Raw genomic sequence first — 22,519 nt, 5'->3', positions numbered from 1 at the left:
AGTTGAAAACCTCTACCCTGTGGCTATGACAAGACACGCAGACAACCTTCCACATCACTTCTGTTTTCAACCAAGTACTCGTGCCGTTTATCAAAGCGCCAGTCAGTTTGCGCTGACAAGCTTATGTATTTATTGAACAGAGATATTTCTCCCAGTTTTAGGAAATACATAGCAGTGGCAAGATAATAATGAGCCTGGCCTTGCTCAATACAGCTTTGCTCGATATAGAAGTCAGCTCCGTGGCTAATAGCTTGTAGCTGGTCACGCAACACCTGTTCCCGCCTGGCATAGTCTTTGAGTGTTTTTGCACCAAAGCTATCAGGGTGAATGCGATATTGACCTAGTATTTTGTCAATACGACCTATACTGCCTCCTAGATAGCCTGCATTGAGAATTTGAAATGGTTGATCAAGAATAATTTTACACTTGGCATCAACGGTCTTGTCTGTATTGGGGTGATTTCTAAGCATTAAACTGCTAGCTTGAAAAAATGAACCATAGCGTATTAGATGGGTAATATCAGCTTTATCTGGAATATATTTGTGGTTGTAGTAGTCAGCAACGTAATGACCGGTAATGTTACCTGACTGAGAATCAAACACCTCAGATTCATGGTAGACCATACTGCAATCTGGGTTATTGTCTAGATAGTCTGCCTGCAATTGTAACTTTCCTGGTAGCGCCATATCGTCGCCATCTACATAAGCAATATACTCGCCCGTTGCTGAAGAAAGTAGCTTTAGCATATTCGCAGCTAAGCCTTTGTTTTCACGTTGCTCTATTACCTTGATAATATATGGGTAAGCCGTGAGATAACTATTAATGACGGACAAACTAGCATCCGTTGAGCAGTCGTTTGCAACAATGACTTCAAAATCAAAAGATGTCTTTTGCCTTACTAATCCCTCTAAACAGGGCCCTACATAATGTTCTAAATTATAGACCGGGACGATAACACTGACTTTCACGTGAACCTCTGCGACCTCTTTCGCCTTAATATTGTTTATCGGCGGTTATCTCACCAGCTTTAACCTAACAGAGCCGGCAGGGTCTTATCAATACACAAATAAAAATGACTCCACATCACGCTTCATCATGTCTGTCATTGCAGAAAACTCCAATTAAGTCTGTTTCATATTAGGGGAGGTGCACACCATAAGACGCTTCTCACCCTTTTTGGCGGACTATGGTTGCGTTTCAAGTTTCTCAATATGAACCTTTGCAAAAACTAAATGAAGACTTTTACGATGTGAGCGAAGCTATTGACGCCTTACTTTTAAGGTATATTCAAAAATATCAGCAAAGCTTTGGATTCTATAGCAGCAGTGTCTGCGGTGTATTTTCAAATTGAGCATTAAACTTTGCAAAGCGCTTTTTAGCCAACCAATCATGTTTTGCTAAGGTGAACCGACATAAAGGTATGCTTTCATCTCCTTTAATAATGTCAGATCCAACAGTGCCTTTATACCGATAGCCATGTAAGCCATGAAGCTTTTTAACCAAATGGTTGTTATCCATGACGTCGGCTTTCAACATTTCAATTCGACACTGCCTAAATAGATGGTTATATAGATATGGGGGAATAAGACCACCCAAGTTGCGGCAACTGGGTTCTCCAATATAAAACCCCCAGCTGCATTCGTTCTTTTTCAAATCTATATCTGCAAGGTTCAGAGCACCCACTGGAGCTTGTTTGTACTCAATTACCCAATAGACAAAACTAGGATCATTTGAAATATGCTGAAACCATTGCTTCTGTTTGCCAATATCATTCTTAATCTCAGTTTGCATAAATTGGCTTACAGATTCATTCAAGCGCCAGTGCATTACCTTGACAAGATCACTTTTGGTCATTCTGCGAAAACGAAACATCTACCGAGTGACTCTCGAACTGTTAGGCAACTTTAGTTCGCTGCTTTTTGAATCGGGCACTGAATTGCTCAGCATCGTCAAAGTAGAACTTAGCTGGAATTTTAAAAGACTCTAAGTGGCCCATACAGTGCTTTTTGAGCATTTTCTTCGCTTGCGATTTATCCCAGTCATTAACACTATTGCTGAGCCGTATCTTGGCAGATACTACGTTGCCAAGAATCGCATTTTCTTGACCAAACACCTGTGCTTCAGCAACTTCGTCTAACTGCTGCAAGACGCTCTCGACCTCGGCTGGGAATACCTTTTGTCCTCCTACATTAATAATTTCAGACTCGCGCCCAAGAATCTTAATATATTCGCCATCCTGTTCGACCATATCACCAGTATTAAACCAACCATCTGCTGTAAATGGGCTAGGTGCATTTAAATACCCCAGCATGGCAGAGTATGCTTTGATGTGAAGAATGCCTTCGACAATGCGAGTTTCAAAGCCTTCGCCCCCTACTTTCATCCACAGTGAAGAAGAATCTTTTGATTTTGAGCGCATTATCCCAAGTTCTGACAAACCATAGGTTTGCAATAGTCGAATATCGGGAAATAACCTGTGAAACTGAGCAAGCGTTGACTCAGGCATGGGTTCTGTCCCATAGGTAACAGTAGTCAAACTGCTGATATCATAGTTCTTGTAGGCGTCACTGATAAGCATGAGGTTAATGAAACTGGGCGACGTTGGCAGTAACTCAACGGCAAATTTTTCCACCATTCTCAACACATAATCAGGTTGACGGTTCTCAAGCGTTATCAAGCACCCTGCATTGGAAAGTGTATACAAGAGGGTGTTTACTCCACCTATGTGATCGTATAGCAGGAAACTAATGGCTCGCATGGCATGACGTGGCACCTTGAATTTATCGAGCAGTTTGGCTAGGTCATGCACCGCGGCCTTACTTTTTCCTGTTGAGCCAGAAGAGAAAAGTACTAAACCAGGGACTGCTTCTTCCCTTAATGTCTCGTAAAATGTATGCGCTGAACTAATTTCTGTGTTTTCGAACCTTGCATTGTCACTTTCATCAATGGTAATCACTAGCTCCACTTGAGATACTTCAATGAACTCTTTTTTTTGCGCTGCGACAGAAGACGTTATAGGAACAAAAATGCATTGCTTTTCAATTAGAGCCAAAAACAAGGCGATTGAAGCGGGCGAGTAATCTGCCTGGACCATAACGACCGTTCCCGGTTGCACATTATGTTGATTCAATTTTTCTTGCCACAGACGGAGTTGCTCTACCAGGTTAGCATAAGTGTAAGGTTGCTCTTTCCAGACTATGGCTTCTTTAGACTGATTGGATAAAAAAATGTTTTCTAGAAAATCGATAAACACTATACGCCTCCTAAATACACCACTTGAGCACTAATAAAGTCACTTTTTTCATCAACAAAAAAATTGACCACATTTATTACATCGTCAAATGTGCCCATTCGCTTTAGTGTTTGTCGTGCAAGTAAGGCGTTAATTTTGTCATCGCCAACATTTTTAATGAGCTCAGTTTGAATTGGGGTCGGTCCAACTGCATTAACCGTTATATTAAATTCAGCAAATTCTCTCGCGAGTACTCTGGTAAGCGTCTCTACCCCAGATTTTGAAGCTGCATAGGCTGCCTCGCCTTCTAAATTTAGAGGAACAGCGACAGTAGAGAAGTTGACTATTCGACCAAATGCCTTTTTCTTCATTATTTTTGCCGCTTCTCTACAACAAATAAAGCTGGCTAACACATTGGTTTGTAGAATTCGCTCTACGCTGGATGCTGGTGTTAAAATTGCGTGGTTCATTGCAGCAATGCCTGCGTTGTTTATCAAAACGTCTAAACGGCCAAATGTCTTTCTCACCCAGGTGAATAGGTGTTTAACTGACTGCTCGTCTGTCACATCGACGCTGTGGTGGTAATAAGACTCGTGTTCTATGTTTGAGTGACTGCGGCTGCAACCAACAACAATGACCCCTTGCTGTAAATAGTAATTGGCTAAAGCTTCACCAATCCCTTTGCTAGTCCCAGTAATGAGATATATAGGCGTCGTCACTGGGTTCATTTATTTTGCTAACTCAATTTGCAAGTAATCACACAGACTTTTGACCGTCTTAAATGGACTGTTTTTTTGCGATAGAGCCTTTTCATTCGCTATCGTAAAGCTAATATCAAGTTCATCTTCAATGCGCTCTTCAATGGCAAGTAATAAGTTGACCAAATCAACAGAATCGAGTGAACTGTTAGCGCCATAAAGTGCCACTTCAGGGTGAAAGCTTAGCAGGTTGCCTGGCTCTCGTGTGTCGTTCAGTTCTTCAAATGACTGCTCAATGATTGATAGTAGTGTTTCTCGCATAGACATGATTTTCTTACATTTTTTGTTATGAGAGATTACTGAACTTAACATGCGCATAGCAGAAAAGAAACAGCACCCTCTACGTGAATTTAATGATTTACCGACAGTTTTTCTAAGCACTCAGTGATGCGCATTGCTCCCAACGCATCATACTTTCCACTCACCGCGCTTTGCATTTCCTCTAGCCTTTCTTCGGTAAACCATAGAGATAAAGCCTCATCTGCTATTGCTTCTACAAGCTCGTCTTTATTCCTGTTTAATACAAATGTCTTTGCCCAGCCTTCCTGCTCTGCAATACGACTAGCCTGCTTCTGATTATCAGCCACAACGACTAACAGTGAAGGTGTTTCACACACTGCCAGTTCAAATTGGCTGCCTCCTGCTGCCGAAATAGCCAATCGAGCATTAGACCATACTGATGCCATATTTTGCGCATTGTGCAAACAATGTAATTTCATTTTTGACTGTTCGCTGAAATGCTCTATTGCCATGGTGTCACGATTGCCGGGCCCGATAACAACTGTCACCTCACTGAACTTTGTAGTTGCTTCCAGTGCCTTCAATATGGGCAGCGTCAGCGAAAAAGGATCGCTGCCCCCAAAACTAACGGTAAGAGTGGTGCGCTTCTTGACCGGCAAGCAATATTGTTCAGTAAACTCCTGCCGTAACAAACGAAATGCGGCCCCAAACAAAAAGTGTTCCTCCCCTTGGACTTGAGGCCTAGAAGAATCTATAACCGCTGTGGCACCTTCAAAAGACGAACGCACGCCATCATCAAACAAAGCAACTTTGTATTCATGCTTGTTTAGCATCTGTAACAAAGATGAACAAAACTGATAGCCGTCAACGACAAACCAGTCAATTACTGTTGAGCTCTCCGCTATCATTGCTTCAAGCTCTTGGTTCAACTGAGCATAGTCAAAGGGAATGATATGGCCATCCCAATCTTGTCTAGATCTAGCAATTTCAATACTGGGGCCATCGAGTAAAAAACTTGCCTTGTGACCCACTTTTACTAAATGTTGAGCGAATGCAAGGCAGCGCATCAAATGCCCTATTCCTATAGATTCCGATGCCTGCACAATAAAAGCTATGTGCATTATTCAACATCCTGCCACGACAATGCATGCCCCACTGCAAGATCTGTTTTAGCTTTTTTGCCCAACACTTGCGACCAATGTTTCGGGGCTAGGCCATGAGCTGGGCGAACAATGCGAAGATTGCTATCAGACAACATTTCACCCGCTTTTATGTTATTTGCGACGTAAATTGAGCGCCGGTATTGTTTAGATTTAGTTTCACTTACTGAGCCACCATACCTTACCTCACCAAGCGACTGCCAAGCGCGGTAGCTTTCTTCTACCAATGACTTCAGTTCATTAGGCTCCAGCGAAAAGGCAGCATCAACGCCTCCAGCGAGTCTGTCTAAGACAAAGTGTTTTTCTATCACAGTCGCCCCCAAAGCGACCGAGGCAACGGCTGCGCCTATGCCCTTAGTATGGTCAGACAACCCCACCTGATAACCAAAAGTTGAGCGCATGTTTTGAATCGTATTGAGGTTAGTGTTAACCGGCTCAGCCGGGTAAGTGCTTGTGCATTTAAGCAAAATAATATCACTGCATCCTGCCTTGTTAGCACTTGAAACCGCCATTTCGATTTCTGCTAAACTCGCCATACCCGTTGACATGATCAGCGGCTTGCCTTTGCTGGCAGCATGAGCAATCAAAGGGAGGTCCGTTAACTCAAAAGAGGCAATTTTAAAGCATGGCACTCCAAGTTCATCGAGAAAATCCACAGCTTCATTGTCAAATGGTGAGCTAAACGCAATCAGCCCTAAAGACTTCGCATAGCGAAACAGGTCTTCATGCCATTCATAGGGAGTAGCGGCCTTTTCGTATAGAGAGTGTAAAGATTCTCCATGCCAAAGGCTGTCTTTGTCTTTAATCATAAAATCGGCTGAATCAACATCCAAGGTCATACTGTCAGCTGTATAGGTCTGTAGCTTTATGGCATTAACACCGCACTCTGCGGCGGATTTTATCATTGCCATTGCCAGGGATTTTTTTTGATTGTGATTACCACTTAGTTCAGCAATCACAAAAGGAGGATGTCCAGGCCCTACGAATTGATTGGCAATGCTGATAACACTCATGATGCTACATAGGCCTTGTACATAAGTTCTGCTCTCACCCAATCTTCTTCTGTGTCAATGTCTTGTACCAAATACCTTGGCAAAATTACCGGCAAGCTATGCGGACAAAAAACACCGGCTCCTTCGATCCAAGCTTTTTTTGTTCCCCAATAAAATTGGCCTGCATCATGATAGCACTCCTCTAAATCCTGAGAACGTTTTATCATCATTGAACGATCGAGTGGCTCAACACCATTTTTCTCCATCCTCAGTGCTCTTTGGATTGGAAAGTCGAAGGTAGTAACAGAGAATGCATACTTCTTTTGTGGGTTTGCTTTTAAGGCTTCAAGCCCTTTTCGAAGCAATTCTTCAGAAAGAAAGGGGGCCGTAGCATATATACAACAGACATAATCTAACTCGCCTAAATCCCTTTCCATTTGCTTTATGCTATGGATAACTACTGGCGTTGTCCCGACATGATCATTGGCTAATTCCTCTGGCCTCATAATTATATTTGATGCACCATAAGCCAACGCTATCTCTGCAATATCTTGACTGTCGGTAGACACGACAATTTCATCGAAGGACTCAGATTTTAATGCAGCCGCAATTGAATAAGTAATCAGTGGTTTGCCTGCGAATTCTCTAATATTCTTATTTTTTATTCGCTTACTTCCGCCTCTTGCAGGAATAACGGCAATGGATTTTTTAGTCACGCAAAACCTCGCGCAGTGCATTTATGACATATTGTTGGTTATCGGCGGTCAATGCAGGAAATAAAGGCAGAGTGATTGCATTTAAATAATAGCGCTCACTATGAGGAAACTGCCCTTTTGTAAACCCTAGCTGTTGATAATAGGGGTGCCAATGCACCGGGATATAGTGGATATTAACACCTAACCCTTTGGCTCGTAAGGCTTCAAAACACGCATCTCTGTCGTGATGATTGAGCTCAATAACATACAGATGCCATGCGCTGAAAGGGTCAAACTGGGGCAATGTGATGGGTAAGTCTTTAAGCTCTTCATCATACCTAGCAGCTAATGCAGCCCTTTTTTCAACAAATTTGTCTAATCGCTTTAGCTGCATTATGCCCAAAGCGGCATGTACGTCGCTTAAGCGATAATTAAACCCTAGCACTTGCTGCTCGTAATGTGCCGCAGCAACACTATTGCTAACGAAATTTTGACTATCTTTAGTAATGCCGTGCGAAGCAAATAGACGCAGTAAATGCGCCAGTGCTTTGTTGTTAGTAAGGGCGGCTCCGCCTTCAGCGGTTGTAATAGATTTCACAGGATGAAAAGACAAAACGGTGATGTCAGAGTAAGCCGGACAACCTCCTTTGTATTGCCCAAGATAACTCGCCCCTAGTGCATGTGCGGCGTCTTCTATCAACTTAACGCCAAATTGGTTTACCAGTTCAGCAATGGCTTTCATATTGCACATGTGGCCGGCAAAATGCACCACAACCAACACCTTAGGGAGCTTATTAAATTCTTTAGCAACTAACAGTTTATGTTTTAACGACTCAATACATATCTGTCTTGTTGCTGGGTCAATGTCAACAAAATCAACATCTGCACCGCAGTATCTGGCGCAGTTTGCACTGGCGACAAAGGTATTAGGCGTTGTCCACACTATATCTCCATTTTCCACCCCCAGAGCTAGACAGGCTATATGAAGAGCCGAGGTGCCACTATTAACAGCAACTGCATAACTCGCATTGGTATAGTTTTGTAGTGCTTGCTCAAATGCAGGAACTTTATCGCCTTGGGTCAAGAGTCCGCTTTTGAGTACATCAACGACACCCTCTATATCTAGTTCACTTATATCGTGAGCGCCATAAGGGATCATGACTGGCCTTTATCTAGCGCCTTCAATTCGTCGATTGACAAAAAATCTGGGTTAGTTCCGCTGTGGTATTCAAAGTTATCTGGAACACTCTTACCTTTCTCTTTCAAGCGGTTAGTTTTGTAATTAATGTTTTTATCAAAAAAAGTAATGGCCGGTGCAATAACAAAATGATCGTCAAACTCAATGGAATGATGCGCCATTTCTTCTGGCACCATGATTTCATGCAGCTTTTCTCCCGGACGAATGCCAATGATCTCATATTCCTCGTTTCCACTCATTGCTTGTACTAAATCGGTAATCTTGATCGATGGAATTTTAGGTACAAAAATTTCGCCTCCCCGCATGCGTTCAAAGCTCTTAAATACAAAAGCCACGCCTTGGTCTAGAGTAATCCAAAACCTTGTCATACTTGGGTGGGTGACAGGTAAGACAGTGGTCCCTTCATTTAAAAGCTTTCTGAACAAGGGAACAACAGAGCCTCTTGAACCAACTACGTTGCCATACCTAACAACCGAGAATCGGGTGCCACTAGCACCAGAAATATTGTTTGCGGCGACAAACAATTTATCTGATGCAAGTTTGGTTGCACCATACAAGTTAACTGGGTTTGCTGCTTTATCGGTAGACAAGGCCACCACACGTGATACATTATTTGCGATTGCCGCATCAATCACATTCTGCGCACCATTTATGTTTGTTTTTATGCACTCATTAGGGTTGTATTCAGCCGCTGGAACCTGCTTCAAAGCAGCCGCATGCACTACATAGTCAACGTCGTTCATGGCGACTTTCAGTCGTTCTTTATCGCGAACATCGCCAATAAAATAGCGCATACACGGGTTGTCGAAACGCTGTTGCATTTCGAATTGTTTCAATTCATCACGAGAATAAATAATTATTTTTTTCGGAGAACACTGATTCAAAAGCTCTTCCACGAACTTGTTTCCGAAAGACCCAGTGCCGCCTGTAATTAATATACTTGTACCGTCAAAACTTTCCATAACTATGTCTCTACCTCGCCAATATGTTGCTGTAGTAGTCTTTTTCATCTAATTGTTGTTCGTATGGTAGTTCACAATAAATAAGGTCTCTTTCTGCAATTAGTGGTATCAACTTTAATCTATCGCCAGCCAAAGTCAGCTTTTCTTCCTCTGGCAAGGGCTCAATACTAAACAAGACACAATGTTCTAATTCATAGGCAAAACAATGAGATACCAGATCTAAGTTATAGTAGTCTGTGATACTCTGGGTCTTGCTATCGAGAGGCAATTTTGGGAATACCACTTTTATTTTTTTGCTTGAGAATAGCGCAAAAATTGCACATCGAATACGCACATAATCATTCGCCGCAGAAACTGTTCCTGTGTCTAAGTAATTTCCAGGTAAAACAACTAAAGATTCATTTTTCGCAATGCATTCTAAGTCAATTTTCTCTGAACGCTGGTGAATAGTGCATATTCTCGAATAGGAACTGACGTCACATTGTTCGCTAAACCGAATCAAGTATTCTTCATTGGCCCCGATTGTTGCGTCGGGATCTAACCCAAAATAGCTAAGAGAAGTATTTAATAAAGGCTCATATTTACTCGACGCCATTTTAATTTTTTTTGGACAAATCATGAAGTTTCTTTTTGCGACTATATTTCTTCTGTCTACGGTATGAGCAGAGACAAAATCGAAGCTCATCTCATCATGAGTCAACTGATAAGTGATCTTTTTAAGAGAATCCTTCCAAAGTCTAATGATTTCAGTGGCAGGCATGAGCCAATCATTATCAACGTTTACCACTTTACTTAGAGCACTATTGACAAAATTTACAGTTCCATTGAGATAAAAGAACAGAAAGCTCTTTTTCCTCTGATAGGACTTCACAAGTAAGTCTCTGTGTTTATCAACAAACTCCATAACGCTGCATTTAGTGTCAAATGTCGTAATTTCTAAAAGATGAGATAACGCCTCTAATTCTTCCAATAGTGAAGCGTGACTAAATCTCTTCTCCTTTTTCTCATTAAATTCAGACTTATTGGCCTCAGCAAAACAAGAACTACAAAGTTCTTCGAATAGAACCTCTTTACTTCCCTCAAATTTGTCAAAAAGAACATCTTTATAAGCCAGAGTTGACGCAAAGCTGAACTTTACTCCGTCACTTAAGTTGTAAACACTATTTTGATTAGTGAAAGTTTGCTCAAGCATTGCTTGCGCTATCTTAAATTCATATTTTGTATATACAAACGGTCTTATATTACCCTCGACTAGAAGAGTAACGTCATTTTCCTTCGCGTATTCATACATTTCCTCACCATCATCATCATAGTACGCTGACGCTTTGGAATGATGATACTTGTCATCCACAAACCCCAAATCAATACCGACAAGATAAATCGATTGAAAACCAATTTTATTAACTATATCTGAGGCTAGATTGGTAACTGTCGGAAATGCTTTTGTGAGGATTTCAAAATCGTGATCAGGAAACATCTCAGTATAAAAAACAGTTGAGGCCTCACCTTCTTTCAATGCTAGAAAGGTCTGCTTATATAAGCGACATGTATCAGGATGAATCCCATTGCAACTAATCAGCGTTATATCTTTAAGGTATTCAAACCCGTCAATTTTTGTCGCCCATTCGTAAGTAGAGCGATTCTGTTCTATTTCGGCGTGAAAATCAGGCTTTATTCCCCACTTATACAATGTTTGCAGTGATGTACCACAAGAAACTATTAATGCCTTGTCATTTGATGACTTTAAAAACTCTATTGAAGTATCTAAAGAAGGACCATTACCTACTAATATGACAGGCATTCTTTTGACTTTTTCAGCTAGACAGTTGATTCCCGTCTTTGTCAAGTATCGGATATTGTTGTTTATGGACCAAGTAGTATGAGCAATACCGTATTTTGCATGATCATAGTAGTCGCCCATTGCAATAATAACTTTAAGTTGCTCTCTCAGCCTCGCAATTGCATTAACCAAGTTTGCGTTGTAGTAGCCCTGATAAAAATAGGTACTGGCCAAAACGTAAGGCCCCACTGTGTGGAACTGCTTAAGGAGATCTTCAATTAAATGCGAACCGTCATCGCCAATATTAATATATAAGTGACCGCCATCTACATCGAAACGCTCAAAAACCTCTGACCATGAAATTGAGAACAGCGAAGCAAAAAAATAATCCGGGTTGGGCTCGCAAATAAACAGTTTTTCGACTGTGTGATTTTCAAATAAATGTGGCAGTTGATAGCCCACTCCTAAGCCAAAAATAATCATTGACTTTACTGACTCGGGTAAATCGCCATTGCTTTCTTCAAGCTCGTTTAGCACTGCTTCACATTTATTTACCAGTTGATAGTGCTGATATTTTCTTAGTTTTTTTCCATTGTAGCCCAACACTAAGCCGTCTATATTGGGCCTTTTTTTAAAGGCCTCAATACTCAACTTGCTCTCTACACAGGGATTTTCACCATACAGTAGAGACATTGTTGGATGATATGCTAAATTTACAATCCCATCACTATTTGAAACCGGCCACCAGTTTTTGGGTGAATAGTTCACCATGGACTCATGGATATCAGGAAAATAACGTTTTAAAGCAGCTAAATTGCTCTCGAATAACGCGAGATTCAAACCTGCTCGGGTCCACTGATGACTGTAAAAAGGCTGTGTCCACGGTGGAACATAGTCAATAAAACTAGTTAATTCGCTTTCAGATGGCTCAATTTGTTGGATGTCGCACCAAGCTTCAAGAGCCAAATCTTTAACCACTTTATCAAAAACAGGATGGTTGTAATGTTTATATACATAGAAGGCATCAGCAGGAGTTACTTCGGATAACTCCGTGATATCTGCTTTTATGTCTCGCCCATCTTTACCGGCCTGAAAATAAAGCCCTACCCCCTGCTTGTTTGCACGCTCCAATAATGCTTTATAGGAAATGGCGAACAAAGAGCTCTTCAAATAACCAATATCTGGTTCATAAATAATAATATGCCTGGGATTAACCCGGTCAATGAGCATGTCAAGTTGGTACCCTAACCCCAACCCCAAAACCACTACAATATCCATATTACTGACAGTGCTATCATGTTCGCTCAACTTAACTGCGATTGGTGAATCGAAGCCTAAAAAGCGGTTTGTTTGGGCCTCTGTTCTTCCACTTTGGGTATCAGAGCAAGTTATTCTAAAAGGGTATTCCAAAAACCAATCAACGTGTTTTGAAATTTCTTGTCTCGGGTGTTCTCCGTAAAGAACTCGTCCTGTTTTTTGGTCAACTATATTAAGCTCGCCATGTTTATTACAAATAATGGATGACGTAGATGATTCATCCATACAGGCTAATTCATAAAGACCAGGCATTCGTCTTTGCAATGTATTGAGATTGGAGCGCTCAAGCGCTGTCATTTCACCAACGCGTTCTTTCTCAATCAGCTGTTGTTCGTCATCATCAGAATGAATATGCAAATAGACATTTTTTAACATTATTATTTGTACTTCTTAATTGCATTCCGTCTAAGCAGAAAAGTTTTTGTTTCCTCAACAACAGCCTGTTTCAAATTTGCAATTTCGTCAACAAAGAAGGCGTTTATATCTGATTCAAGTCGGGCAAAAAGGGGCTTCTCTGACTCGCGTAGGCTGGATAATATTGTGACAATTTCTAAATCTCGTTTCTCAACAAGAGCAAGCACTTTTTGATAGTCATTTTCTGGCTCCGAAACAGCCTTGATAGCGTCATAAATATCAATATTTAGCTGTTTCAGAGTCTCAGTACTGAATTGGTGATATAAAGATTCTACTTTCACACAGCTGCATGTTTTTGACGTTGAGCTTCAAATGCTTCCTGTTTAGCCGACTCAGGAATTTGAACCCATGCGTCTCGAATAGGTGTTAACAGGCTAATCACTTCATCTATGCTCTGCAAACTATTTTTTGCATTCGCGGTTGTAATTAACTCAACCATATAGTCGTACAGGGCATACATGTTTTGCGCCATTTCGCCACCAATTTCAATATCAAGCGTATCTCTTAAGTGCATGACGATTGCCGTTGCCTTTGAGAGATATTCAGACTTTGCCTCATACTCTCTGCGCTCCATAGCGCCTTTTGCATAAGCTAGCCTGTCCAATGCCCCTTGCATTAGCATCAGTGTAAGGCGGTGAGGGTCAGCCGTCGATACATCCTGCTTCAGGTTTCCTTTTTTATATGCATTGATACCTTTTAAAGCCATACCACTCTCCTAACCTAGCCTAATGCTGCTAATAAAGCAGATCCTGTCTGATTTAACCTTGCCACTGTAAGGTCAAGATTAAGGTACTTATCTCGTAAAATTTGTTCTGTACTAAGAAGACGCAGTTCAAGAGCCGCTCTGTCATCAAGAATTCTGTCGCGTTCGTCCTTCGCATTTCGCTCTCTCGACTGCAGTAAACCACCAGAATCGGTGTAGAGCTTTAACGTTTCGTACAATCTAACAGCAATACCTTCTTCTGAGTCAGTAAAAAGTTTTGCGATCTCATCGAAATTGTCGTCCATTGCCTCTTTCAGTCTGTCTTCGCCAGAGCCGAGACCAAAGTCAACACTGCCAATTTCTAATTTACCGTCTTCATCCAACTCAATACCCAGTTGAAACAAGCCGCCAAGTTTGGACGCTGATACATTTTCGCCGACTAACCCGGTAAGTGTATTTTGAATGCCTCGGGCCAATGCATCGCCAGCAAGAGCACCGTCTTCTTCCAAATCAGATTCACCGTACTTGGTAAGCGTTTTAATTTCTGATATTAAGTTATTAAAGTTATCGACAAAGTCGCGAATTTTTCCATCTAAACCTTCGCGATCAAATCCGATAGATAATGTTGACGTGCGCCTTGTGGTGCCATCGGTGTCAAATGGCGACTCTCTCTCAGCAGTGAAAGAAACATTCTGAATGGTATTTTCAAATTCGTTTGTCGCACTTTGAACGGTGAGACCATCAATGGTGGCAATTGCGTTTTTAGCGTTTTCTGCAGCAACCAAATAAGTAGCCGCCTCGAGAGAATTGGTGGTTGCCAGTCTCTCCAAATCGGCCAGGTCATTGTCGTTTACGATGGTCAGATCGTTATTGGTGCCTGTTATCTCTGATGTAAAGACAAGTTTAGCGCCCGCTGCAGTACCCGTTTCGATAATATTGGCTTTAACACCAAAATTGTTTTCGTCGTTGTTTATTTGCTCTCTGAGTTGAGCGAGGGTCGTCCCTTCTGCAACGTTAATCGAGAATGTATCGCCGGTATTGCCTATCTTGAAAGTCAGTGAGCCTGATCCAGAACCCGCGGATAACACAGAATCTGACGATGAAGCGAAATCGCCATCGTTTGTAATAATGCGGCTGCCTGAGGCAAGTTGCGAAACAGCAATTTCATAGTCACCGGTCAAAGCACTGTTAGCAGCTTCAGCCGTTATAATACTGGTATCAGCATCAGGGTCGGTAATTACCGGCTCTCTTCCACTGATATCAGTGTCTCTGCGAAGCTCATCAACAGCATCTTTAAAGTCTGATAATTTAGACTTTAACTGACCAAGGCCAGACAGTTCTGCCTCGTTTTTTTCTTCTCGCGCATCTAGCCTGTCGGTTTTTGGCTTGCGCTCGGCTTCTAGGAGCTGCTTGACCAAATCATCAAGCGCAAGCCCTGAGCCAACCCCTAATGATTGAATTGACATAACTTACCTCATTTACACTTGCCTGTTGACGAACACTCCAACACTTGCGCCAATGTCTTGTTGCAATGACTGAATGCGTTCGGCCAATTTCAGCACCTCATCGGAAGGAATTTGCCGTATTACCTCACCGGATTCTGTATCGCTCACGGTAACAATAGAACGATTTGTGCCGTCATCTATGTCGAAAGCCAAATTTCTTGCCTGGCTTTGCACAAACTCCTGAACTTCTTGTACCGCTTGCTCAAGTGGGCGACTGCCTTCCCCTCTTCTCTCTTGGCTATCGGCCTGAGCAGAATTTTCTTGAGTTTCTGTAACCGTATTTGTGGCTAAGTCACGCTCAAGTACGCGTTGCTGAACTTGGGCTGACTGATCGGCTGCATCCTGCAGCGTGTTGCTTTGTGCAACATTCTGGCCAAATTGTACGTTTGAAATCTCCACAATTCACCTCCTACAAAGTATAAACAACAAAACGGGCTCTGCATCTGCAGACACCCGTTATCGCTAAATTTATATTTTTATTATAGCTTATCCAAGCAACGACAACGCAGTCTGCGGACGCTGATTCGCCTGACTCAGCACAGAAACTGAAGCCTGCTGAATAATCTGATTACGCGTCAATTCTGCAGTTTCAGCAGCAAAGTCAGTATCACGTATCTGAGCACGCGCCCCTGAAAGGTTCTCAGAGATGTTACTCAAGTTACGTATCGTTGACTGGAATCGATTCTGCAATGCACCTAACTCAGCACGCTGAGCACCGATTGAAGAAATCGCGGTATCTATAGCAGTGAGTGCACTAGACGCCCCAGTTAATGTTGACACATCTACAGTGGCGACACCCAGGCCAGACGCACCATATGAAGCACCGTCTGCACTAGACAAATTGACACTGATTGTTTGCCCTGCGTTGGCTCCTACTAAGAAGGTTGTGGAGAATCCACCATCTAGCAGACTAACACCACCGAACTGCGTGTCTGAACCAATCCGTGACAACTCACTGACCAACGCAGTAACTTCCTGCTGAAGTGCTGCACGGTCAGAGGAGCTGTTGATACCACTTTGCGATTGCACCGCTAGCTGGCGGATCCGTTGCAATGCCGTAGTTGATTCTGACAAAGCACCTTCAGCAGTCTGCGACAGCGAAATAGCATCGTTAGCGTTACGTACTGCCTGATTCAAGCCTTGGATTTGTGAAGTGAGTCGGTCAGAAATCTGAAGACCCGCTGCGTCATCTGCCGCACTGTTAATACGAAAACCAGATGACAAACGCTCAAAAGATGTGCCCAAACGCTGACCGACATCAAATAACTGACGCTGTGCGTTCAAGGCGGAGACGTTAGTATTTACAAATAAAGTCATTTTCTACCTCCTGGGGCGAAAAGCTCTCACACTTAACGCCTACATACCTGATTTGACAAGTCACTACACCGGCCAAATCACCTCAAGTTAAATTACCCCTCAACTATGGGTATCGGCATTCCCTAAAGGAGCTTTAGCTTTTTTTTTAATTTTTTTTCAAATTATTTTTATCTATCTGTTTTTATTAGGTTTTAAAGAAATTAAAATTGAGAAAAAACCCTCTTAGGGAAGAAAAAGAAGTATTTCGTGAAAAGATTTACATTTTGGCACGGGGTGTGCTAACTATTATTAGGTAAGTCTGAAGGGACAAACTTTTGACGCGGCATAAAAATAAAAAAGGCCGAGTCATAAGACCCGGCCAGCTTGCTCACGTTAGGAGATTGGAGCAAATACTGTTTCAGTCGGCTGGCAGAATTAGTAGAAAAATACTGGCCTCTCAACCATAACTTCTACACTCTCGGTTCTGTTAGTCGGCGTTTTATGTAGTGTGGCCGCTAGGTTTCAAGCCTTGCGGCCGCCTTCCTTGGCAAGGGTTGGCCTCTCAGTTCCACCCTCTCATCGAGATTATTGATTCAATTGTTCCCCTGCTTTTTTACTGAAGTAAAGACAATGCCGCCTGCGGTCGCTGATTCGCCTGTGCCAGTATGGATGTACTTGCCTGCTGGATAATCTGGAAGCGGGTTAATGATGCCGTTTCGGCGGCAAAGTCTGTATCACGGATACGCGATCTTGCCGCTTGTGCATTTTCAGAAATGTTACTTAAGTTCCTGATAGTCGACTGAAAGCGGTTTTGAATGGCACCTAAGTCTGCACGAATACCGCCGATTGCAGAAATCGCACTGTCAATAACAGTTAGTGCCGTAGAGGCCTGCGCGGTTGTCTCCACACTCAAGTCAGTTTGCCCATTGGTTAACCCTGAGAAACCGAATGAAGCACCATTCGTACTGGAAATATTGACGCTAATCGTTTGCCCTGCGTTTGCGCCAACCAAAAAGGCGGTTGAAAACGTTCCATTGAGAACTTCTACCCCAGCGAATTGAGTAGTAGAGGCAATTCGACTGATTTCCAATTTCAGTGCTGACACTTCTTTTTGCAGTGCGATACGGTCTGAAGAACTGTTGATACCGTTCTGTGACTGGATTGCCAGTACCCGGATTCTCTGGAGTGCATTGGTTGTCTCAGATAAAGCACCTTCTGCAACCTGGGCAAGTGATATACCATCATTGGCATTTCTCACACCCTGGTCAAGGCCTAGAATTTGTGAAGTAACACGGTCAGCGATCTGAAGACCAGCAGCATCATCAGCAGCACTGTTGATACGAAATCCGGAAGACAAGCGTTCGAATGCCGTATCTAACCCATTTCCAGAAGTAAATAGCTGACGTTGCGCATTAATCGATGAAACATTGGTATTAACATAAAGACTCATAAGGTTTCTCCTAACAGTTGATATTCATGCGCTATTGCTTTTTTTATTGCGCAGTTTTTACTAAATCAACGTGTTGGCACAACCTATGCATCTCTCAAATGGTCGGCGGAATGCCGACGCTTTTGCTCGGTGTTGCCGTTTAAAAGTAAGTTTAATGCTGACGGGCAGGTCTGGCGTACCAGACCTCATACCTCTCACTACCTCCTGGCGTCTTACCTGTCAGTCGGCAGCTTAAACAGCACAAAGCACTACTTTTTTTACACGTTGTCTTGCAAATTCACTCTACTCATCGGTCGGTTGCAGTCTGCCCCACAAATTGCATTCCGACCGTTTTCTTTTTATCTACTCAATCGTTATTCATTACTGGCTGCAGTCTGCCCCCGCGTATACAGCCTCATCATGTCATTGTTATCCCTGCAGTAGCTGCAGTGCTGCCTGAGGACGCTGATTAGCTTGTCCCAGAACCGATACACTGGCTTGTTGAATAATCTGCCAACGGGTCAATTCTGCCGTTTCTGTGGCAAAATCTGTGTCACGTATGCGAGAACGTGCCGCTGCTGCATTTTCTGAAATATTGGTAAGGTTTCGAATAGTGGACTGAAACCGATTTTGAATAGCACCCAAGTCGGCCCGTTTAGCGTTGATTGCCGATATCGCTGAATCAACGATGGGCAGCGCAGCCGATGCCAGTGCAGTAGTGGCGACACTTAAATCAGTTTGACCATTAGTCAGCCCTGAGAACCCATATCCACCAGGTCTTGAAAGATTAAAACTGATGAATTGTCCCGCTTGTGCACCAACGAGAAAGGCAGTGGAAAACGCACCCGTTAAGATATCACCACCAGCAAACTGCGACGTAACAGCAATTCGACTAATTTCTAGCTTGAGTGCTGACACTTCTTTTTGAAGTGCAAGGCGGTCAGCCGAGGTGTTGATCCCGTTTTGGGCCTGAATAGCAAGTACACGGATCCGCTGCAACGCATTGGTGATCTCCTGCATGGCACCTTCAGCCACTTGCGCAAGAGAAATACCGTCGTTGGCATTTCTAACAGCTTGATCCAAGCCCATAATTTGTGAGGTTACACGGTCAGAAATCTGTAGACCTGCCGCGTCGTCTTTGGCGCTATTGATTCTAAAACCTGATGACAAGCGCTCAAATGCCGTGCTCAGGTTGTTATTAGAGGTGAACAGTTGTCGTTGCGCATTCAGCGACGACACGTTCGTGCTAACAAACAAGCTCATTGTAATCTCCTAACGATTTTTTTTAACCAGGCGTTGTTATTGTTTTTAGGCCTGTTTTTGCTCACGCTATTATTATTTTTGGTGCGTGTAGCTTTAGGGATTGACGGCTTATTTTTGTTTTTTCCGTTCCCTTTGTTTTGTTTATCGTGCAGGCACAAAAAATCCTTTAGCGAATTTTTTGCTAAATTATTAAGCGTTTGTTTTTTATAGGTTTTTAAATGAAAAAGGCCGAGGCAAGAATTGCCCCGACCAACCGCTCTACGTTAGGAGATTGAGCGAAAACCGGACTACCTGACCTCTCATTAGCACTCCTGGCGTCTCAGGCAGTGGGTCATCATCCACTATCCCGATTAACCTAGTAGCTGAAGTGCACTCTGAGGACGCTGATTCGCCTGAGACAATACAGTAGTACTCGCCTGCTGTATAATCTGATTACGGGTCAATTCAGCAGTCTCTGCGGCAAAGTCTGTATCTTTAATACGAGACCGTGCGCCAGATACGTTTTCAGCGATGTTACTAAGGTTACGTATAGTAGACTGGAAACGATTCTGCAAGGCACCCAGTTCAGCACGCTGTGCACCAATTGCTGATATTGCAGTATCGATAGATGCAAGTGCACTTGAAGCATTCGCTGTTGTGGTAACGTCAACCGTGCCGACGCCCAAACCAGAGGCACCAAACGATGCACCGTTTGAGCTAGATAGGTTAACACTGATTGTTTGCCCCGCATTTGCACCCACTAAGAATGCTGTAGAGAAGCTACCGTCTAGGATGCTCAAGCCCCCGAATTGGGTGTCTGTTGCCACTCTTGACAATTCACTCACCAACGCAGTGACTTCTTGCTGAAGTGCAGCTCGGTCAGCAGATGAGTTAATGCCGTTTTGTGATTGAATTGCTAGCTGACGAATACGTTGAAGCGCATTGGTCGACTCCTGCAAGGCTCCTTCTGCCGTTTGCGCCAAAGAAATCGCGTCATTGGCGTTGCGCACCGCTTGATTAAGGCCTTGAACCTGTGATGTTAAACGGTCGGTGATTTGTAAACCTGCGGCATCATCGGCTGCACTGTTGATGCGAAAGCCTGAAGACAAACGCTCAAAAGATACGTTCAACCGGTTACCCACATCGAAAAGCTGACGCTGCGCATTGATCGCAGATACATTGGTATTGACGAATAAAGTCATGTGACTCTCCTACACTCTCAGTCCAGCGTTGGCTGGCGACCGGATTTGTCCGGCAATTTTTACTTAGTAGACCACCAGACCGCTTAAAATTGGACTGATGAACTGGCTCTCTCGTTTTTGTTATCGTCGATAGAAAAATTCCCTTGAGCAAAAAATGCAAAAAAATCCAAAACAGAACTTTTATTGAGTCCTATACTATTGAAATAATTAAGATTACTTTGAAAAATAAGATGCGATTTAAAATTGAGCAAATTCTACAAGTTTCTTCAAAAGGGCCACACTGCGCGTTTGTGGATTTACTCAACGTTGCAGATGGGCTTCTCGTTTGTTATCGAAAAGCAGTCAATCATGTGAGTAGTGCGGGTACAATTGAGACTGCATTGATCGAAGCTGACAACCGAATATCTCATCGACAACAACTTTGCTTTCCCTCAGTGGACCTACGAGACCCCAAATTATCATTGATGCCAAACGGCAAAGTACTACTGATAGCTTATGCAAGGCATCACGATCAGAACAATAAAACAACATTTTCACAAAGCGTTTGTTGGTTTAGTGATAATGGGAAAACCTGGTCATCGCCCCGCTATTTTGGTCCTGCGGGCTGGTGGCTATGGCGCTTGCGTTGGCATGAAAAGCTTGCTTACGGCATTGCTTATAATCGTGCAGCAAACAGAGTAGATCTTTATAGGGGCAACCCGCTTGGTAGCATGGAGTGTGTCAAGCACGGCATATTGTCTCTTGAAAAACACGGTAAAGGTTATCCTAACGAAAGTGACATTTGGTTCGATGGTGAGGGCGTATTACATGCCCTAGTGCGTCGAGATGCTGACACCTATTCAGCCATGTGGGGCCGCGCTGCTTTTCCATACACACGCTGGCAATGGACAGATTTATCTACTTATATCGGTGGGCCAGTATTAATTGAGTTGGACCCAGACCTTCTCATAGTTGCAGGTAGAACAATAGAAAGCGGCCGACTAAAAACGGCCGTTTGGTTACTCTCGCCCTCATCGGCCTCATTACAAAAGCAATTGGTATTACCCAGTGCTGGCGACAATAGTTACCCCGGCCTTGTAACAGAAGGTGATAATCTGTGGATAGCCTATTACTCAATGCACATTGACCGACAAAGCCGTGTCTATCTGGCACACCTTACGTTGCAGTGAGCCTTAAGAAATAAAATTAAACAATGACAGATTAGATATACGCGGGAACGTAGCTAGAGTTGCTTCCAAGGCAGTTTCCTGTTTAGCAAACTCAGCCGAGGCCTCTGCATAATCTGTGTCTTCGATTTTACTACGCGCTTCCTTGTTGACGATTTCAAGGTCGAGGTTTGTTTCATAAATAGAAGTGGCAATATTCCTTCGGCCACCAATGGATGAAATCTCATTGCCTATGAGCTCTTTGGCGTTATCAATGCCTACCACCACATCAGAAATGGCTTCGCGCAAATCAGCGTCAGTAGCGTCATTTTTTAATGCATTAACAAAATCGTTAAGTGTTTCAGCAATATTCTTTTTGTCGGGTGGCTGGAGCGAAAAATCTACCGTATCACCGACACCAGCATTGAAACGGAAGGTCGCCCCCTGAAACGAAAAACTTTCTCCAGAGGTAAAACCCAAGGTGGCTACTGTCGCGCCCGTACCTTGATTCGTCAGTTGTATTTGGTTGCCGGCAAGCACAGTAAACCGAAAATCATTGTTTGCCGCAGTGACCAAGTCATAGTTGTTATCATAAAACTTATCAAATGTGCCCTGCTGAAGAATGCTGGCCTCTTCAATGGTCGCCCCCGTAGTACCCGTGATCTCAAAATCGAAGCGCGCAAGCGCATTGTCAAACACTTGTGCGCCCGTTACTGTACTGCGAACCTCAACACTGTCTGATAGCTTCACGTTGTTAGTACCATTGTCACCTAAATAGGTGAACGGTGTAGCGGAAGACGGATTAAATTCATAAGCCTGTGACTGAGACTGATATCCGGAAAAGATATATTCGCCATTAGCATTTCGCGTGTTCATTAGGTCGAACACCTCATTGCGAATTTGCTCGATTTCAGTGGCTATTGCTTTTCTGTCTGCAGATGCCAAAATCCCGGAACCGGCCTGAATTGCCAGCACGCGCGCACGCTGAACGGCATCATTGACATTTTGCAGAACCACTTCCTGCTGCTCCAACGAATTGGTTAACAGGTCGTTATTCCTTTGATACTGAGTCAACTTGTCCAACGACTCAGTAATACGCAACACCTTGGCCGCGCCAACGGGATCATCGGAAGGCCGATTGATCTTTTTCCCGGTTGAAAGCGACTCTTGGACATCCGCCAGCTGTTGCTGGTTATTCATAATTGCGCGAATATTTTGGTCAAAAAGCAAACTCGTTGGGACACGCATA

General features: G+C 43.2%; 21 protein-coding genes. 1 reads left to right on the top strand and 20 read right to left on the bottom strand.

Translation table 11 applies throughout. The features are described 5' to 3' along the window. Positions 1 to 23 precede the first annotated feature (23 nt). From DRW07_RS16785 to DRW07_RS16695, 19 genes are all read right to left on the bottom strand, one after another. Positions 24 to 968: a glycosyltransferase family 2 protein gene (locus DRW07_RS16785; RefSeq protein ID WP_124029108.1), complete on the bottom strand. Its 945-nt coding sequence runs from the start codon at positions 966 to 968 to the stop codon at positions 24 to 26. Between the two features lie 346 nt (positions 969 to 1,314). Further along, on the bottom strand, positions 1,315 to 1,872 hold the full coding sequence (gene pseH / locus DRW07_RS16780; protein WP_124029107.1) for a UDP-4-amino-4,6-dideoxy-N-acetyl-beta-L-altrosamine N-acetyltransferase: 558 nt from the start codon (positions 1,870 to 1,872) through the stop codon (positions 1,315 to 1,317). Positions 1,873 to 1,894: 22 nt separating this feature from the next. Next, positions 1,895 to 3,253 (bottom strand): ANL family adenylate-forming protein, encoded by a 1,359-nt coding sequence (locus DRW07_RS16775; RefSeq protein ID WP_124029106.1) that lies wholly within the window; start codon positions 3,251 to 3,253, stop codon positions 1,895 to 1,897. Then, positions 3,253 to 3,960 carry an SDR family NAD(P)-dependent oxidoreductase gene (locus DRW07_RS16770; protein WP_124029105.1) on the bottom strand — a complete coding sequence of 236 codons (708 nt, stop codon included), beginning with the start codon at positions 3,958 to 3,960 and terminating at the stop codon, positions 3,253 to 3,255. The genes DRW07_RS16775 and DRW07_RS16770 overlap by 1 nt, the downstream gene beginning before the upstream one ends. Continuing rightward, on the bottom strand, positions 3,961 to 4,257 hold the full coding sequence (locus DRW07_RS16765; protein WP_124029104.1) for a hypothetical protein: 297 nt from the start codon (positions 4,255 to 4,257) through the stop codon (positions 3,961 to 3,963). An 83-nt stretch (positions 4,258 to 4,340) separates the two neighbouring features. Beyond that, positions 4,341 to 5,351: a UDP-2,4-diacetamido-2,4,6-trideoxy-beta-L-altropyranose hydrolase gene (gene pseG, locus DRW07_RS16760; protein ID WP_124029103.1), complete on the bottom strand. Its 1,011-nt coding sequence runs from the start codon at positions 5,349 to 5,351 to the stop codon at positions 4,341 to 4,343. Further along, the gene (gene pseI / locus DRW07_RS16755) at positions 5,351 to 6,403 is read right to left on the bottom strand and encodes a pseudaminic acid synthase (RefSeq protein ID WP_124029102.1); all 1,053 of its coding nucleotides are present in this window, start codon (positions 6,401 to 6,403) and stop codon (positions 5,351 to 5,353) included. The genes pseG and pseI overlap by 1 nt, the downstream gene beginning before the upstream one ends. Next, entirely contained in the window at positions 6,400 to 7,098 is a 699-nt protein-coding gene (gene pseF, locus DRW07_RS16750; protein WP_240630701.1) for a pseudaminic acid cytidylyltransferase, read from the bottom strand. The genes pseI and pseF overlap by 4 nt, the downstream gene beginning before the upstream one ends. After that, entirely contained in the window at positions 7,091 to 8,236 is a 1,146-nt protein-coding gene (pseC, locus tag DRW07_RS16745) for a UDP-4-amino-4,6-dideoxy-N-acetyl-beta-L-altrosamine transaminase (RefSeq protein ID WP_124029100.1), read from the bottom strand. The genes pseF and pseC overlap by 8 nt, the downstream gene beginning before the upstream one ends. Next, entirely contained in the window at positions 8,233 to 9,237 is a 1,005-nt protein-coding gene (pseB, locus tag DRW07_RS16740; protein ID WP_124029099.1) for a UDP-N-acetylglucosamine 4,6-dehydratase (inverting), read from the bottom strand. Before pseB ends, pseC begins: the two co-directional genes overlap by 4 nt. Positions 9,238 to 9,247: 10 nt before the next feature. Then, a complete protein-coding gene (locus tag DRW07_RS16735) occupies positions 9,248 to 12,709 on the bottom strand; it encodes a 6-hydroxymethylpterin diphosphokinase MptE-like protein (RefSeq protein WP_124029098.1) in 3,462 nt (1,153 codons plus the stop codon). 2 nt (positions 12,710 to 12,711) lie between these two features. Further along, a complete protein-coding gene (locus tag DRW07_RS16730; protein WP_124029097.1) occupies positions 12,712 to 13,029 on the bottom strand; it encodes a hypothetical protein in 318 nt (105 codons plus the stop codon). Further along, complete coding sequence (gene fliS / locus DRW07_RS16725; RefSeq protein ID WP_124029096.1) at positions 13,026 to 13,454, bottom strand: flagellar export chaperone FliS; 429 nt, start codon at positions 13,452 to 13,454, stop codon at positions 13,026 to 13,028. The genes DRW07_RS16730 and fliS overlap by 4 nt, the downstream gene beginning before the upstream one ends. 14 nt (positions 13,455 to 13,468) lie before the next feature. Continuing rightward, entirely contained in the window at positions 13,469 to 14,917 is a 1,449-nt protein-coding gene (gene fliD / locus DRW07_RS16720) for a flagellar filament capping protein FliD (RefSeq protein ID WP_124029095.1), read from the bottom strand. A 12-nt stretch (positions 14,918 to 14,929) separates the two neighbouring features. Next, a complete protein-coding gene (locus DRW07_RS16715) occupies positions 14,930 to 15,355 on the bottom strand; it encodes a flagellar protein FlaG (protein WP_124029094.1) in 426 nt (141 codons plus the stop codon). An 87-nt stretch (positions 15,356 to 15,442) separates the two neighbouring features. Next, positions 15,443 to 16,273: a flagellin N-terminal helical domain-containing protein gene (locus DRW07_RS16710; RefSeq protein ID WP_124029093.1), complete on the bottom strand. Its 831-nt coding sequence runs from the start codon at positions 16,271 to 16,273 to the stop codon at positions 15,443 to 15,445. Positions 16,274 to 16,865: 592 nt separating this feature from the next. Beyond that, complete coding sequence (locus DRW07_RS16705) at positions 16,866 to 17,702, bottom strand: flagellin N-terminal helical domain-containing protein (RefSeq protein WP_124029092.1); 837 nt, start codon at positions 17,700 to 17,702, stop codon at positions 16,866 to 16,868. 408 nt (positions 17,703 to 18,110) lie between these two features. Next, positions 18,111 to 18,944 (bottom strand): flagellin N-terminal helical domain-containing protein, encoded by an 834-nt coding sequence (locus tag DRW07_RS16700; RefSeq protein ID WP_124029091.1) that lies wholly within the window; start codon positions 18,942 to 18,944, stop codon positions 18,111 to 18,113. Positions 18,945 to 19,294: 350 nt separating this feature from the next. Beyond that, entirely contained in the window at positions 19,295 to 20,125 is an 831-nt protein-coding gene (locus DRW07_RS16695) for a flagellin N-terminal helical domain-containing protein (protein WP_124029090.1), read from the bottom strand. Between the two features lie 230 nt (positions 20,126 to 20,355). Here DRW07_RS16695 and DRW07_RS16690 point away from each other — a divergent pair, with 230 nt between their 5' ends. Next, a complete protein-coding gene (locus tag DRW07_RS16690; protein ID WP_124029089.1) occupies positions 20,356 to 21,294 on the top strand; it encodes a hypothetical protein in 939 nt (312 codons plus the stop codon). Between the two features lie 3 nt (positions 21,295 to 21,297). Here DRW07_RS16690 and flgL read toward each other — a convergent pair whose 3' ends face one another. After that, positions 21,298 to 22,518, bottom strand: coding sequence for a flagellar hook-associated protein FlgL (flgL, locus tag DRW07_RS16685; protein ID WP_124029088.1), 1,221 nt, complete (start codon positions 22,516 to 22,518; stop codon positions 21,298 to 21,300). Position 22,519: the final 1 nt, after the last annotated feature.

It is taken from the genome of Paralteromonas sediminis (genome assembly GCF_003820355.1).
Taxonomy (GTDB): domain Bacteria; phylum Pseudomonadota; class Gammaproteobacteria; order Enterobacterales; family Alteromonadaceae; genus Alteromonas_F; species Alteromonas_F sediminis.
Note: the sequence above shows the minus strand (reverse complement) of the source record. Positions and strands in the feature narration are given on the sequence as shown.

Excerpts from the sequence above, each read along its gene's own strand:
- pseH (WP_124029107.1), bottom strand. The coding sequence starts at position 1,872 with ATGTTTCGTTTTCGCAGAATGACCAAAAGTGATCTTGTCAAGGTAATG.
- DRW07_RS16770 (WP_124029105.1), bottom strand. The coding sequence starts at position 3,960 with ATGAACCCAGTGACGACGCCTATATATCTCATTACTGGGACTAGCAAA.
- DRW07_RS16765 (WP_124029104.1), bottom strand. The coding sequence starts at position 4,257 with ATGTCTATGCGAGAAACACTACTATCAATCATTGAGCAGTCATTTGAA.
- pseG (WP_124029103.1), bottom strand. The coding sequence starts at position 5,351 with ATGCACATAGCTTTTATTGTGCAGGCATCGGAATCTATAGGAATAGGG.
- pseI (WP_124029102.1), bottom strand. The coding sequence starts at position 6,403 with ATGAGTGTTATCAGCATTGCCAATCAATTCGTAGGGCCTGGACATCCT.
- pseC (WP_124029100.1), bottom strand. The coding sequence starts at position 8,236 with ATGATCCCTTATGGCGCTCACGATATAAGTGAACTAGATATAGAGGGT.
- pseB (WP_124029099.1), bottom strand. The coding sequence starts at position 9,237 with ATGGAAAGTTTTGACGGTACAAGTATATTAATTACAGGCGGCACTGGG.
- DRW07_RS16735 (WP_124029098.1), bottom strand. The coding sequence starts at position 12,709 with ATGTTAAAAAATGTCTATTTGCATATTCATTCTGATGATGACGAACAA.
- fliS (WP_124029096.1), bottom strand. The coding sequence starts at position 13,454 with ATGGCTTTAAAAGGTATCAATGCATATAAAAAAGGAAACCTGAAGCAG.
- fliD (WP_124029095.1), bottom strand. The coding sequence starts at position 14,917 with ATGTCAATTCAATCATTAGGGGTTGGCTCAGGGCTTGCGCTTGATGAT.
- DRW07_RS16710 (WP_124029093.1), bottom strand. The coding sequence starts at position 16,273 with ATGACTTTATTTGTAAATACTAACGTCTCCGCCTTGAACGCACAGCGT.
- DRW07_RS16705 (WP_124029092.1), bottom strand. The coding sequence starts at position 17,702 with ATGAGTCTTTATGTTAATACCAATGTTTCATCGATTAATGCGCAACGT.
- DRW07_RS16700 (WP_124029091.1), bottom strand. The coding sequence starts at position 18,944 with ATGAGCTTGTTTGTTAGCACGAACGTGTCGTCGCTGAATGCGCAACGA.
- DRW07_RS16695 (WP_124029090.1), bottom strand. The coding sequence starts at position 20,125 with ATGACTTTATTCGTCAATACCAATGTATCTGCGATCAATGCGCAGCGT.
- DRW07_RS16690 (WP_124029089.1), top strand. The coding sequence starts at position 20,356 with ATGCGATTTAAAATTGAGCAAATTCTACAAGTTTCTTCAAAAGGGCCA.
- flgL (WP_124029088.1), bottom strand. The coding sequence starts at position 22,518 with ATGCGTGTCCCAACGAGTTTGCTTTTTGACCAAAATATTCGCGCAATT.